We start from the raw sequence: 13,262 nt of genomic DNA, 5'->3' as shown, positions 1-13,262 counted from the left end.
TTGCGGCACAACCGAGTGCCAATCCGGTCACAAGTTTGCGACCGATGGCTCAAGGCACCGATGCCGCAGCCGATAGCCTGCTGACAGGAGACCCTTCATATGCTGCCACCGATGCTCCCCTTGAGCGCCGTGCCGATCACTTCCCAGCAGGACCCGATCCGCCAGCGCCCGGACATTCCTCCGGTGGTGCCGGTGCAGGAAAGCTCCAACGAAAGCACGATCGACCTGCAAAAGCGCGATCCGGAAGAAGACGGTTATATGCTGCGCGAAGAACAGCGTCGCCAGCAGGAACGCGACCGCCGTCGCCGCGAAGCCGACGACGACCCCGAAGCGCACCTTGCCGTGCCCGGCACCGAACTCAATGCCGACAACACCGTGCCGGTAGCGCCGCTGATGGAAGACCAGCCGCGTCAGGGCTTGTGGGTCGACATCGAGATCTGAGGCGTTGCGGCCAGTTCAGCCAGATTCGTCAGCAATACTTCGATTTCTTCTTCGGTATTCAGATAGCTCACCGACACCCGCGCAATGTTCTCCAGCCCGCGTGCCTGCATGTCCAGCGGCGTGTAGGCCACGCCATTGGCGCCGATGTTGATTCGCCGCTCGGCCAGCGCCTGCTTCAGCGCCAGGCAATCCCAGCTTTCCAGCGTGAAGGCAATCAGTCCGGATTGTTCCTTGGCTGATCCGAGATCTCGCAGTGTCAGCCCGGGAATCTCCTTCATATGCCGGCGCAGTGGTTGGCTCAGCTCAACGATCCGCTTTCGGATTGCCGTTGCTCCGATGCGCCGATGTTCCTCCAGCGCATTGGCCAATCCGGCGAGTAGCGCCAATGACACTTCACTGGTTTCAAAGCGGCGGGCGTCGTCGCGCAAGGTAAAGCGCTGGCCATCCCACGGTGCCGACAGGACGTCGCGCTGCACTGGCAGCAGTCTTTGAAGAAATGCCGGCCGGATGTACATCAACGCCGTACCGCGCGGCCCGCGCAGGAACTTGCGCCCGGCACCCTTGAGCACATCGCACTGCAAGGCCTGGACGTCACAGGGCAATTGCCCCAGCGCCTGTCCGGCGTCGATGAAATACGGAATGCCATGACGACGGGCTATCGCTCCGATCTGCGCCGCCGGGTTGATCAGGCCACCATTGGCCGGCAGCCAGGTCAGGGCAATCAGGCGAACATGGCGGTCAATCATCTGCGCCAGCGCCAGTGGATCGACGGCGCCCGTGGCGTCACACGGGATTACCTCCAGACGCGCGCCGGCCTTCACCGCTTCGGCCATGCAGGCCAGGTTGCCGGCCCACTCATGGCGTCCGACCAGAATCCGTTCGCCGGGATGCCACGGCCCCAATGCGTTGAATGCCTGGCTCCACGCCGCCGAACCGCTGCTGGCAAAGGCGATGTCTTCGGGTTGGGCGTTGAGCAGAGCGGCTGCGGCAGTGCGCGCGCGTTCCTGCACTTGAATGTCCGCCGTCTCCATCGGCCCGCCGAGCGCTTCGCGTTGCAACTGTCCGATCACCGCGTCGAGGGTGGTCTGACTCGGGAGTGAGGCCCCGGCGTGATTGAAATGGATCACCTGCGCACAGCCGGGCGTGGCGTCGCGCAGGTGCAGGACGTCGTCGACGTTCACGGCTTGAGCTCGAAGATCGCGTCGACTTCCACCGCCACGCCGGCCGGCAGGCTCGACACGCCGACGGCGGTGCGCACATGGCGGCCCTTGTCGCCGAGGACGTTGACCAGCAGGTTCGAGGCGCCGTTGGCAATCACGCCCTGGCGCGGGAAGTCCGGCGTGCTGGCGATAAACGCGCCGAGCCGGATGATCCGCACCAGTTTTGACAGGTCATCGCCCAAGGCATCGCTGAGTTGTGCCAGCAGGCCTAATGCGGCAAGTTCGGCGGCATTGACCCCTTCTTCGTCGGAGATCGCTTCGCCGAGGCGCCCGAGAAACGCAGGTTTGCCATCGAGCATGGGAATCTGCCCGGCGATGTACAACTGATTCTGACTGATCACGTGGCTGACGTAGTTGGCCACCGGCTGACTGGGCGCAGGCAGTTGCAGGCCGAGTTGCTGGACGCGTTGTTTGATTGAGTCGGTCATGTGGAGTCCTCCTGAATGAGGACTCCAGCATGTTGGCGCAGGAGGGTGGGCGACAAACGGATAGATTTGATTCGACGTATCCAAAAAACTCATGCGTCGGCGATTTGCTCCAGCCATTGGCTGAACGCCTGTGCCGCCGGGCTTGGCGGGTGCTCCGGAGTGACCAGCCAATAGCCGATTTCGCCGGACATTGGTGGGGTGTCGAAGGCTGGCACCAGTGCGCCTTCCTTGAGTCGACGATCAATCAGGCATTGGCGACCCATGGCGATGCCCTGACCGGCCACCGCCGCTTCGACCACGATGTTGTAGTCGTGGAGCATCACGCTGGGTACATGAGTTAGATCGATGCCGCTGTGTTGCTGCCAGTCGATCCATTCGAACGGCTGGTGCGACTTGGCCATCAACAGCGGGCCGTTTTGCACGCCGCGGGCCTTGAGGGCCGGGCTGCACACCGGCGTCAGGGTTTCCGTCATGAACCGGCGTGCCTGGACTTTCGGCCAGCCGCCCTTGCCGTAGCGGATTGCCAGGTCCACCTCGCCACCGTCGACATCGGCCAATTGCACGGCGGGCAGCAGTTCGACGTGGATGTTCGGGTATTTGGTGTTGAAGTCCGCCAGGCGCGGCGCCAGCCAGAGCGTGGCGAACGAAGCGAGCAGACCGATGCGCAGGGTGGTGGGGCGCTCGCCGCGCAAGTCGTGGGTGGCGGCGGCAATTGCGGCGAGGGCAGGTTCGATCTGTCGGTAGTATTGTTCGCCGGCCGGCGTCAGGTCGATCGCCCGGGTGCGTCGCACAAACAGCGGCTGATCGAGGAACTCCTCGAGTTTGTGCACCTGATGGCTGATCGCACTTTGCGTCACCGACAGTTCGTCGGCAGCCTTGATGAAGCTCAAGTGACGGGCCACGGCCTCGAAGGCGCGCAGGGCCATCAGCGGCGGCAGATCCTGATGCAAGGGCACGGCAGACATCCTCGGAACAGTGCAAAGCGCAGAGTGTGCGGGCAAAAGCGCTGGCCGGTACACGATTTGTTGTATAGCGCCTGCGTCGATGGCTGGTCAGCGCCGGCGCGAGGCCGCATTATTGGCGCAGTCCTGTCGGTGATCCGGCAGTTGTGATTCAGTCCAAGCGATGCACCGAACGCCATGAGCCAAGACGACAAACTGATCGACCTCAGCACCGAACGCGCCAAGCGGGTTCATGACCTCAACGAGAAGCGCCTGAACGAAGTGCGTCAGGCTTTCGAGCAGGCCATGCCGTTGGGCAAACCGAAGAAAAAGTCGAAAAACAAACCGAAAAAGCGTTGATCTCCCCTGCATCCGTTGATGCAGGTCAGTTATTTCCCCTCCTTTCTCCCGCGTGTTGACCGGCATTGATCCCGGTCAATTCCTGCGCCTGCCTGATTGGTTAACTTAGTTCCATCGCAGCAGAGCAGGGGCCAGGAGGCCAGTCATGTTTTTCGATAACGTGGTGTTTGCCGGGGTCCTGACAGTAGGCCTGATGGTTCTGTTTTTTGCAGGGTTTGGATTTTTTATCTGGAAGGATGCGAACAAGCGCAAGAAGCCTTGATTCTTCCGGGTTTGATGAGCACGCAAGGCATTTTGGGGCGACTTCGGTTGCCCCTTTTTTTTGTCTTCTTGGCGGCCTCTGGGCCGACCATGTTGTGGGTGTTTTTTGTGAATATCCGTTTCTGCGGGTGTTGCCGCTGGCGGTTTCGCCCTTACGGCGAGTCCCTTTGGCAAACGCCCCAAAGGAACCAAAGGTCTGGGCCCCGGCGTTCGGCACCTCGCTTTGGCTCGGTGTTCCTTCGTTCCGGGATTCATCCGGGGGCATCGCCTCCGGTTTGCTTCGCTGCACCTCCTCTCGATGTGTTTGGCTTCGCCAAACGGCGCTACGCGCCCACCCCCGGATGAATCCCTCCACTCAGCCTGCCGAAGGGGCCGGCACGTCAAAAGCGGTACTCGAGCTAACGCTCATCGTGTTGAGTGGTGGGAAGCGGAAGCTAACAGCTTGATCGTTCCCACGCTCTGCGTGGGAATGCAGCCCGGGACGCTCCGCGTCCCATTTCTGAAGCCAACAAAAAAGGCGTGATCCTCTCGAATCACGCCTTCTTCACTACATCAATCTATCAGCTACCCAGCGCCTTCGACGCCAGCCAGAACAGGCCGGCCGACAGGGCTACGGTGGCTGGCAGGGTCAGGACCCAGGCCAGCAGGATGGTTTTCACCGTGCCGCCTTGCAGGCCGCTTTTGTTGGCGACCATGGTGCCGGCCACGCCCGAGGAGAGGACGTGGGTGGTGGACACCGGCAGGCTGAAGATGTTGGCCAGGCCGATCAGGCTGGCGGTGGTGATCTGGGCCGACATGCCTTGCGAGTAGGTCATGCCTTGCTTGCCGATCTTCTCGCCGATGGTCAGTACCACACGTTTCCAGCCAACCATGGTGCCCAGGCCCAAGGCCAGGGCGACTGCCAGAATTACCCAGAACGGGGCGTATTCGGTGGTGGTGGTCAGGTCTTTGCGCAGTTTGTCCAGGTCGGCTTTTTCACGAGCGGCGAGGCCTGGCAGTTTGCTGACTTTCTTCGCGGTGTCGTCCAGGCAGAGCAGGTAGCGACGCACTTCGATGCGGCTTTCCGACGACAGCGAGTGGTAGTCCGCTACACCTTTGAGGGTGTCGAGCAGGGCGTTGATGGTCGGTTCGGTCTGTTGCGGGTTGCAACGGAATTTCTCCGGCAGGTCGCCTTCCACGCTTTTGCCCAGCGCCAGGAACTCGCCCAGGGTATCGGCGTTGCGCTTGTAGAACTGGCTCAGGTGCAGGGTCGCATCGCGAGTACGTTCGATCTGGTAGGTGGTGCTGTTCAGGTCGAGTACGAACTGCGCAGGCACGATACCGATCAGTACCAGCATGATCAGGCCGATGCCTTTCTGGCCGTCGTTGGAGCCGTGCACGAAGCTCACGGCCATGGCCGAGATCACCAGGACCAGACGGTTCCAGAACGGTGGGTGCTTCTTGTCGTCGATCTTGCGGCGCTGTTCAGGCGTCTTGTGCATTTTCGACAGTGGGCGCCACCATTTCAGGCCGATCAGGATCAGCGCCGCGATCAGGAAACCGGCCATCGGCGAGAACACCAGCGAGGCGCCGATATCGATCGCTTTCTGCCAGTTGACGCCGTCGGCCAGTGGAATCTCGTTGATCAGGGCGTTGGCCAGACCGACACCGAGGATCGAACCGATCAGGGTGTGGGAACTGGAGGCCGGGATACCGAAGTACCAGGTGCCCAGGTTCCAGGCGATGGCGGCGGCGAGCAGCGAGAACACCATTGCCAGACCATGGCCGGTGTTCACATTGATCAGCAGTTCTACCGGCAGCAAGTGGACGATGGCATACGCCACGCCGACACCGCCCAGCAATACGCCGAGGAAGTTGAACACGCCCGAGAAGAACACCGCCAGGTGAGGCGGCATCGCTTTGGTGTAGATAACAGTGGCTACCGCGTTAGCGGTGTCATGAAATCCATTGATGAACTCGAAGGCGAGGACAAATGTCAGGGCGAGCAGGAGGCTCACAAGCACCCAGGCATCCAGTCCGCTGAATAAATCGATCATGAAGGTTTTCTGACCCGGTCATAAGGGGGCGCGATTATGCCAGAAAAGACTGGAAATCGATCCCCTACCTGCTCATCGGTAACCTTCTTCGCCAAATTAATTTGTATCAAGGTGCATTACCCAAGCTTTTTGCAGGGGTTTGCAAGGCCTTGATTACATTGAAAAAAATGCGAGAAGTCGGCTAATTGACCGGTGTGCTGGAGGGCGCAGAGGCTTGTATGAAATATCTGAGAAACGTGTCTGACATGCTCCAAACCTGTGCAATACAGGGGAGTTGGCCGCTGCCCGCGGGTAGCGGGCGCGCAAGGCATCGTCAGTCCACCGTGCTTGTAACCCGGTGAGTACGCTGACCCTCGAAAGTCTCAAAGGAAGGCATCAAGGCTCTTCGGCTTTGAGTTCCTCTTCCATTTTTTTCAGTTCTTGCTGGAAGACCTGATCCTGAACGGTTGGGCGTTTACGCCAGGCTTTGCGTTCCGGTTCCGGCTGGGCGGCGTAGGTGGTGACTTCCCCGCCGTAAACTTCCTTGTAACGTTGTTCCTGGCGCTCAAGTTCCGCGCGCAGTTCGTCTTTCGTCACAGTGCTACCTGTATGAGTTGAGATAAATGTCTGGTGAAACGCACTGCAACGAATCGATTGAACCGGTTCGCCAACAAGACGCGGCCTGAACAGGCAGCGGTGTTATCGGCAGGGCGGTCAAGACTTCCATGTTACAGGCGGCTACGGCACCAGATTAAAACTGACGCAGCATCAGTTTCCTGTTTCAGCGAGCGCGCTGGCGGTGCATGGGTGATGATCATCAGGCGCTGGCCGGGGCTGAAGGCAATGGACATCGCCTCAGCGAATGGCGTCGACGGCAAATAAAAGTGCGGCGCCACTGAGGTGCATTATAGCGGCCGATTCGGGATTGACTATCTTTGCCAAGTTAAAAACGGTTCCGGATGTGTGATTGTTTTGTGACTCGCAACTTTTACCCATAGTTGCATCGTTGTTGTCGGGTGTTGTGTTTCTGGCGCCATTTAGCCGAACAACTAAGGCGCCGGGTGCATGAGGTGATACTGAGTTTAAAACGGTCGTGAGCGATTCTCGCCGGGATGCAAGGATCGTTGCGATTATCGGTCGACGGTTCGATAATCGCCCGGTGTTGGCGATCTGGCGCTTGTGCATCTGTCTGCGAGCCGCTTGTATAGCCGTCGATCCGTACAGGAAAAAGGACCTGACATGAACGATCAAATGCGCAATTCCTTTACGTCGGTGGCGCCGCCGATCGTTGCTTCACCGGCCAAACGCATCCAGGCCCTGACCGGCGATCCGGACTTCATGACCTCCCTGGCCCGTGGCCTGGCGGTGGTGCAGGCGTTTCAGGAGCGCAAGCGTCACTTGACCATCGCCCAGATCAGCCACCGTACGGAAATTCCCCGCGCCGCCGTGCGCCGTTGCCTGCATACGCTGATCAAGCTCGGCTACGCCACCACCGACGGCCGTACTTATTCGTTGCTGCCTAAAGTGCTGACCCTCGGTCACGCCTATCTGTCTTCGACGCCGCTGGCGGTTTCCGCTCAGCCTTACCTCGACCGCATGAGTGAGCAACTCCACGAGGCCTGCAACATGGCCACGCTGGAAGGTGACGACATTCTCTACATCGCGCGTTCGGCCACCACCCAGCGCCTGATTTCGGTAGACCTGTCGGTGGGCGGGCGTCTGCCGGCGTATTGCACGTCCATGGGGCGGATTCTGCTGGCGGCGCTGGACGACACGTCACTGCGCGAATACCTCGACCACGCCGAACTGGTGGCCAAGACCAGCCGCACGCTCCACACCCCCGACACCTTGCTCGAGTGTTTGCAGGAAGTGCGGCAGCAGGGCTGGTGCATCGTCGATCAGGAACTGGAGCAAGGCCTGCGTTCGATTGCGGTGCCGGTGTACGACGCCTCCGGCCAGGTGGTGGCCGCGCTCAACGTCAGCACCCACGCTGGTCGCGTCAGCCGTACCGAACTGGAGCAGCGCTTTCTGCCGGGCCTGTTGAGTGCCAGCCGCGACCTCAGCGCGCAGTTGTTTGCCTGATGAAGGTGTTCGATAAACGCACAGAGTTGCGTTTATCGAATTGACGCTAAAACCCCCGGATCATTAATGTCGCGGCAGCGTCATCCGGCATTGATGTGAATGAGCCCGCCGGATCGTCGACTCCCATAATAATGACAAGAGGCAACTTCCCATGCGCACGTTCCCCGACTGTCGCCGCTCCCGTTCCTGTTGCCGGTTTTAGCGCAACGCCTGATTCCCTCCTTATATGCTTGTGTCCGTGCCAGTCTTTGGCCGGTCGCCGTTCGACTGCGTTTTTTGCGTGGAATAAAAATAATGAACCAGCCTCAGTCCGCTGTGGGTAACTGCCTCGACGTGCAGTCCTTCATCAACGCCCAACCGATCTCGCGCTATCAGTGGCGCGTGGTGATTCTGTGTTTCCTGATTGTGTTCCTCGATGGCCTCGACACCGCGGCCATGGGTTTCATCGCGCCGGCCCTGTCCCAGGATTGGGGCATCGACCGCGCCAGCCTCGGCCCGGTGATGAGCGCCGCGCTGATCGGCATGGTCTTCGGCGCACTGGGCTCCGGGCCGTTGGCTGACCGCTTCGGGCGAAAGGTCGTACTGGTCGGCGCGGTCTTTCTGTTCGGTGCTTTCAGCCTGGCTTCGGCCTACGCCACCAACGTCGAGCAATTGCTGGTGCTGCGTTTCCTCACCGGTCTGGGACTGGGCGCCGGCATGCCGAACGCCACCACGCTGCTCTCGGAATACACCCCGGAGCGCAAAAAGTCTCTGCTGGTGACCAGCATGTTCTGCGGTTTCAACCTCGGTATGGCAGGCGGCGGGTTCATTTCGGCCAAGCTGATTCCGGCGTTCGGTTGGCACAGTCTGTTGCTGATCGGCGGGATTCTGCCGCTGATCCTCGCCGTGGTGTTGCTGGTCTGGCTGCCGGAGTCGGCGCGTTATCTGGTGGTGCGTAATCGCGGCACTGACAAGGTACGCAAGACTCTCGCACCCATAGATCCTGCCACCGTCGCCCAGGCAGCGAGTTTCAGCGTGCCGGAACAGAAAACCGTCAAGGCACGCAACGTGTTCGCGGTGATTTTCTCCGGTACCTACAGCACCGGCACGCTGTTGCTGTGGCTGACCTACTTCATGGGTCTGGTGATCGTGTACCTGCTGACCAGTTGGCTGCCGACCCTGATGCGCGACAGCGGCGCGAGCATGGAGCAGGCGGCGTTCATCGGCGCGTTGTTCCAGTTCGGCGGGGTGTTGAGCGCAGTCGGCGTAGGCTGGGCGATGGACCGGTTCAATCCGCACAAGGTCATCGGCATTTTCTACCTGCTGGCCGGGGTGTTTGCCTACGCGGTCGGGCAGAGCCTGGGCAACATCACGCTGCTGGCGACGCTGGTGCTGGTGGCGGGCATGTGCGTCAACGGCGCGCAATCGGCGATGCCGTCGCTGGCGGCGCGGTTTTACCCGACCCAAGGCCGGGCGACCGGTGTGTCGTGGATGCTCGGGATCGGTCGCTTCGGTGCGATTCTCGGCGCATGGATGGGCGCGACCCTGCTGGGCCTGGGCTGGAATTTCGAACAGGTGCTGACAGCGCTGGTGATCCCGGCCGGGCTGGCCACGGCAGCGGTGGTGATCAAGGGCCTGGTCAGTCACGCGGACGCGACCTGAGTTTCATTGCAGGATCGTTCCCACGTCGAACCGGCCTCAGAGGATGCTCCGCGTTCGGCTCCGGAAGGGACGCGGAGCGTCCCGGGCTGCATTCCCACGCAGAGCGTGGGAACGATCAGTGGCCGGGTGCGGGAGTGATCATTAGGTTGATAACAATCTGTTCGATAAACGAACACTCAGTCGATTATCGGATTGTTTGGCGAAAATCAGCGGCTTAATCTTCAGTGACTCCGGCGCACAACCTCGCGCCTTTTTATCACTGGCGATCCACTACAAAAACGGGAGCCCGCTCCATGGCTGAGATCCTTTCGCTGCACGACGCGGTGAAGCAATTCGTCAACGACGGCGACACCGTCGCGCTCGAAGGCTTCACTCACCTGATCCCTACGGCGGCAGGTCATGAAATCATTCGTCAGGGCAAGAAAGATCTGACCCTGGTGCGGATGACGCCTGACCTGATCTACGACCAACTGATCGGCGCCGGCTGTGCACGCAAGCTGATCTTCTCCTGGGGTGGCAACCCTGGCGTGGGTTCGCTGCACCGTCTGCGCGACGCGGTCGAGAAGCAATGGCCGCACGCGCTGGAAATCGAAGAACACAGCCACGCCGACCTGGCCAACGCCTACGTCGCCGGCGCCTCCGGCCTACCGTTCGCGGTACTGCGGGCCTACGCCGGTTCCGACCTGCCGAAGGTCAACCCGCTGATCAAGTCCGTGACGTGCCCGTTCACCGGTGAAGTGCTGGCAGCGGTGCCGTCGGTGCGCCCGGACGTGACCGTGATCCACGCCCAGAAAGCCGACCGTCAGGGCAACGTGCTGTTGTGGGGCATCCTCGGCGTGCAGAAAGAAGCCGCGCTGGCCGCCAAGCGTTGCATCGTCACTGTCGAAGAAATCGTCGACAACCTCAACGCCCCGATGAACGCCTGTGTGCTGCCGACCTGGGCCTTGAGCGCGGTCTGCCATGTGCCCGGTGGCGCGCATCCGTCCTACGCCCACGGTTACACCGAGCGTGACAACCGCTTCTATCAGGCGTGGGACCCGATCGCACGCGACCGTGAGACGTTTACCGCGTGGATCAACGAATACATCCATGGCTGCGCTGACTTCAGCGAGTTCCAGGCCAAGTTGGCCGCTGCTTCGGAGGCCAAGTAATGACTTACACCACCAATGAAATGATGACCGTCGCCGCGGCCCGCCGCCTGAAGAACGGCTCGGTGTGCTTCGTCGGCATCGGCCTGCCGTCGAAAGCCGCCAACCTGGCGCGCCTGACTTCGTCGCCGGACGTGGTGCTGATCTACGAGTCGGGCCCGATCGGCGCCAAACCCAGCGTATTGCCGCTGTCGATCGGTGACGGCGAACTGGCGGAAACCGCCGACACCGTCGTCCCGACCGGTGAGATTTTTCGCTACTGGCTGCAGGGCGGGCGCATCGACGTCGGTTTCCTCGGCGCAGCGCAAGTCGACCGTTTCGGCAACATCAACACCACCGTGGTCGGCGACTATCACCAGCCGAAAGTGCGCTTGCCGGGTGCCGGTGGCGCGCCGGAGATCGCCGGCTCCGCGAAAAGCGTGCTGATCATCCTTAAACAGTCGGCGCGTTCGTTTGTCGACAAGCTCGATTTCATTACCTCGGTCGGCCATGGCGAGGGCGGCGATTCGCGCAAACGTCTGGGCCTGCCGGGCGCCGGGCCGGTCGGGATCATCACCGACCTGTGCATCATGGAGCCGGAGGAGGGTACCCATGAATTCGTGGTTACCGCACTGCACCCGGGTGTGACCCGCGAGCAAGTGGTCGCCGCCACCGGTTGGGCGATCCGTTTTGCCGACAGCGTTGCCACCAGCGCCGAACCCACCGAGGTCGAGCTGACCGCCCTGCGTGATCTCGAAGCGCGTACCGCCGCGGCCCACGGCCAGGCACCGGGAGAAGCATGATGCGCGACGTTTATATCTGCGATGCGATTCGTACCCCCATCGGTCGTTTCGGTGGCGGTCTGGCGGCTGTTCGCGCTGACGACCTGGCCGCCGTGCCGATCAAGGCCCTGATGGAACGCAATCCGTCGGTGGACTGGACGGCCATCGACGAAGTATTCCTCGGCTGCGCCAACCAGGCCGGCGAAGACAACCGCAACGTCGCGCGCATGGCGCTGTTGCTGGCCGGTCTGCCGGACAGCGTTCCGGGTGTCACCCTCAATCGTCTCTGCGCGTCGGGCATGGACGCCATCGGCACGGCGTTCCGCGCCATCGCCAGTGGCGAAATGGAGCTGGCGATTGCCGGCGGCGTCGAGTCAATGTCCCGCGCGCCGTTCGTGATGGGCAAGGCTGACGCGGCGTTTTCGCGCAACATGAAGCTGGAAGACACCACCATCGGCTGGCGTTTCATCAACCCGTTGATGAAGGCGCAGTACGGCGTCGACGCGATGCCGCAGACCGCTGACAACGTCGCTGACGATTACGAAATTTCCCGCGAGGATCAGGACGCTTTCGCCCTGCGCAGTCAGCAACGTACTGCCGTTGCTCAGGCTGCCGGCTACTTCGCCGAGGAAATTGTCGAAGTGCGGATCGCCCACAAGAAGGGTGAAACCGTGGTCAGCCAGGACGAACATCCCCGCGCCGACACCACTATTGAAGCCCTGACCAAGTTGAAACCGGTCAACGGTCCGGACAAGACCGTCACCGCCGGCAACGCTTCGGGCGTGAATGACGGGGCCGCCGCGCTGATTCTGGCCTCGGCGGAAGCGGTGAAAAAACACGGTTTGACCGCCCGCGCCAAAGTGCTCGGGATGGCCAGCGCCGGGGTTGCGCCACGGGTGATGGGCATTGGCCCGGTGCCAGCGGTGCGCAAACTCACCGAACGCCTCGGCGTGGCTGTCAGCGATTTCGATGTGATCGAACTCAACGAAGCGTTTGCCAGCCAGGGTCTGGCGGTATTGCGTGAGCTGGGACTGGCGGACGACGCGGCCCAGGTCAACCCGAACGGCGGCGCGATTGCCCTCGGCCATCCGTTGGGCATGAGCGGCGCGCGCCTGGTGCTGACCGCCCTGCATCAGCTGGAAAAGACCGGTGGCAAGAAAGGTCTGGCGACCATGTGCGTCGGTGTCGGCCAGGGTCTGGCCCTGGCCATCGAACGCGTCTGACGCAAGCCGTGACGAACAAGAACAGAGGAAAGCGAAATGACTGACAAGCCTGGTTACCGCCGTCCGCAGGAAGGCACCCAGCCGCCGTACCTGCACCCGAATTATCAATCCACCAATCTGCGCTCGCCGTCCAAGCCGTTGGTGCTCCTGCCGCATTCGCTGTCGGAAATCACCGGCCCGACCATCGGCGCCGAGCGTGTGGCCGACACCGATAACGATCTGACCGCCCAGCATCAGGGCGAGCCCCTTGGTGAGCGGATCATCATTCACGGCCGTGTGCTCGATGAAGACGGTCTGCCGGTGCCGGGGATTCTGGTGGAGATCTGGCAGGCCAACGCCGCCGGTCGCTACAACCACGCTCGCGATCTGCATGACGCACCGCTGGACCCGAATTTCACCGGCACCGGCCGCACCGTGACCGACGCCGACGGCTGGTATCAGTTCCAGACCATCAAGCCCGGCGCCTATCCGTGGGGTAACCACCACAACGCCTGGCGCCCGGCGCACGTGCATTTCTCGCTGTTCGGGCCGAGCATCCTGACGCGTCTGGTCACGCAGATGTATTTCCCCGGCGATCCGCTGCTGCCGTATGACCCGATCTACAACTGCGTGCCGGACACCTCGGCCAAGGAACGCCTGATCGCCGCTTTCGATCTGGAAAAAACCATTCCGTCCTACGCCCTCGCTTATCGCTGGGACATCGTGCTGCGCGGCCGCGAAGCCACGCCGATGGAGAAATGA

The 13,262-nt window shown here is 61.6% G+C and carries 14 protein-coding genes; 9 read left to right on the top strand and 5 right to left on the bottom strand.

The window, feature by feature from the left end:
• Positions 1 to 99 precede the first annotated feature (99 nt).
• Positions 100 to 441: an aspartate-semialdehyde dehydrogenase gene (locus AC07VV_RS14040; RefSeq protein WP_495036544.1), complete on the top strand. Its 342-nt coding sequence runs from the start codon at positions 100 to 102 to the stop codon at positions 439 to 441.
• Here AC07VV_RS14040 and AC07VV_RS14035 read toward each other — a convergent pair.
• From AC07VV_RS14035 to AC07VV_RS14025, 3 genes are all read right to left on the bottom strand, one after another.
• Positions 411 to 1,622, bottom strand: coding sequence for an aminotransferase class V-fold PLP-dependent enzyme (locus AC07VV_RS14035; protein WP_495036543.1), 1,212 nt, complete (start codon positions 1,620 to 1,622; stop codon positions 411 to 413). The genes AC07VV_RS14040 and AC07VV_RS14035 overlap by 31 nt on opposite strands.
• Positions 1,619 to 2,089, bottom strand: coding sequence for a RidA family protein (locus AC07VV_RS14030; RefSeq protein ID WP_096819495.1), 471 nt, complete (start codon positions 2,087 to 2,089; stop codon positions 1,619 to 1,621). The genes AC07VV_RS14035 and AC07VV_RS14030 overlap by 4 nt, the downstream gene beginning before the upstream one ends.
• Before the next feature lie 89 nt (positions 2,090 to 2,178).
• Positions 2,179 to 3,045, bottom strand: a complete 867-nt coding sequence (locus AC07VV_RS14025; RefSeq protein WP_495036542.1) for a LysR substrate-binding domain-containing protein — start codon at positions 3,043 to 3,045, stop codon at positions 2,179 to 2,181.
• 183 nt (positions 3,046 to 3,228) lie between these two features.
• Here AC07VV_RS14025 and AC07VV_RS14020 point away from each other — a divergent pair, with 183 nt between their 5' ends.
• The gene (locus tag AC07VV_RS14020) at positions 3,229 to 3,390 is read left to right on the top strand and encodes a hypothetical protein (protein ID WP_096819493.1); all 162 of its coding nucleotides are present in this window, start codon (positions 3,229 to 3,231) and stop codon (positions 3,388 to 3,390) included.
• A gap of 145 nt (positions 3,391 to 3,535) precedes the next feature.
• Positions 3,536 to 3,652, top strand: a complete 117-nt coding sequence (gene ccoM / locus AC07VV_RS14015; protein ID WP_007959205.1) for a cytochrome c oxidase subunit CcoM — start codon at positions 3,536 to 3,538, stop codon at positions 3,650 to 3,652.
• 559 nt (positions 3,653 to 4,211) lie between these two features.
• Here ccoM and AC07VV_RS14010 read toward each other — a convergent pair.
• Together AC07VV_RS14010 and AC07VV_RS14005 are read right to left on the bottom strand one after the other, a co-directional pair.
• Positions 4,212 to 5,687 (bottom strand): inorganic phosphate transporter, encoded by a 1,476-nt coding sequence (locus AC07VV_RS14010; protein WP_096819492.1) that lies wholly within the window; start codon positions 5,685 to 5,687, stop codon positions 4,212 to 4,214.
• 375 nt (positions 5,688 to 6,062) lie between these two features.
• Positions 6,063 to 6,263, bottom strand: coding sequence for a hypothetical protein (locus AC07VV_RS14005; RefSeq protein WP_007957826.1), 201 nt, complete (start codon positions 6,261 to 6,263; stop codon positions 6,063 to 6,065).
• 642 nt (positions 6,264 to 6,905) lie between these two features.
• Between AC07VV_RS14005 and pcaR the strand changes: the two genes are divergently transcribed.
• From pcaR to pcaH, 6 genes are all read left to right on the top strand, one after another.
• Entirely contained in the window at positions 6,906 to 7,748 is an 843-nt protein-coding gene (pcaR, locus tag AC07VV_RS14000) for a pca regulon transcriptional regulator PcaR (protein ID WP_096819491.1), read from the top strand.
• 294 nt (positions 7,749 to 8,042) lie between these two features.
• Positions 8,043 to 9,389, top strand: a complete 1,347-nt coding sequence (gene pcaK / locus AC07VV_RS13995) for a 4-hydroxybenzoate transporter PcaK (RefSeq protein ID WP_096819490.1) — start codon at positions 8,043 to 8,045, stop codon at positions 9,387 to 9,389.
• 293 nt (positions 9,390 to 9,682) lie between these two features.
• Entirely contained in the window at positions 9,683 to 10,540 is an 858-nt protein-coding gene (locus AC07VV_RS13990; protein ID WP_003222404.1) for a CoA transferase subunit A, read from the top strand.
• Positions 10,540 to 11,319, top strand: coding sequence for a CoA-transferase subunit beta (locus AC07VV_RS13985; protein WP_096819489.1), 780 nt, complete (start codon positions 10,540 to 10,542; stop codon positions 11,317 to 11,319). Before AC07VV_RS13990 ends, AC07VV_RS13985 begins: the two co-directional genes overlap by 1 nt.
• A complete protein-coding gene (gene pcaF / locus AC07VV_RS13980) occupies positions 11,316 to 12,521 on the top strand; it encodes a 3-oxoadipyl-CoA thiolase (protein WP_495036541.1) in 1,206 nt (401 codons plus the stop codon). The genes AC07VV_RS13985 and pcaF overlap by 4 nt, the downstream gene beginning before the upstream one ends.
• A 36-nt stretch (positions 12,522 to 12,557) precedes the next feature.
• Positions 12,558 to 13,262, top strand: coding sequence for a protocatechuate 3,4-dioxygenase subunit beta (gene pcaH, locus AC07VV_RS13975; protein WP_495036540.1), 705 nt, complete (start codon positions 12,558 to 12,560; stop codon positions 13,260 to 13,262).

It is taken from the genome of Pseudomonas sp. GW821-FHT02C04, assembly GCF_059421845.1.
The sequence above is the reverse complement of the archived record's forward strand: the minus strand, read 5'-3'. Positions and strand labels throughout refer to the sequence as shown.

Coding starts and splice junctions, on each gene's coding strand:
- AC07VV_RS14040 (WP_495036544.1), top strand. CDS start 100: ATGCTGCCACCGATGCTCCCCTTGAGCGCCGTGCCGATCACTTCCCAG.
- AC07VV_RS14030 (WP_096819495.1), bottom strand. CDS start 2,089: ATGACCGACTCAATCAAACAACGCGTCCAGCAACTCGGCCTGCAACTG.
- AC07VV_RS14020 (WP_096819493.1), top strand. CDS start 3,229: ATGAGCCAAGACGACAAACTGATCGACCTCAGCACCGAACGCGCCAAG.
- ccoM (WP_007959205.1), top strand. CDS start 3,536: ATGTTTTTCGATAACGTGGTGTTTGCCGGGGTCCTGACAGTAGGCCTG.
- AC07VV_RS14010 (WP_096819492.1), bottom strand. CDS start 5,687: ATGATCGATTTATTCAGCGGACTGGATGCCTGGGTGCTTGTGAGCCTC.
- pcaR (WP_096819491.1), top strand. CDS start 6,906: ATGAACGATCAAATGCGCAATTCCTTTACGTCGGTGGCGCCGCCGATC.
- pcaK (WP_096819490.1), top strand. CDS start 8,043: ATGAACCAGCCTCAGTCCGCTGTGGGTAACTGCCTCGACGTGCAGTCC.
- AC07VV_RS13990 (WP_003222404.1), top strand. CDS start 9,683: ATGGCTGAGATCCTTTCGCTGCACGACGCGGTGAAGCAATTCGTCAAC.
- AC07VV_RS13985 (WP_096819489.1), top strand. CDS start 10,540: ATGACTTACACCACCAATGAAATGATGACCGTCGCCGCGGCCCGCCGC.
- pcaF (WP_495036541.1), top strand. CDS start 11,316: ATGATGCGCGACGTTTATATCTGCGATGCGATTCGTACCCCCATCGGT.
- pcaH (WP_495036540.1), top strand. CDS start 12,558: ATGACTGACAAGCCTGGTTACCGCCGTCCGCAGGAAGGCACCCAGCCG.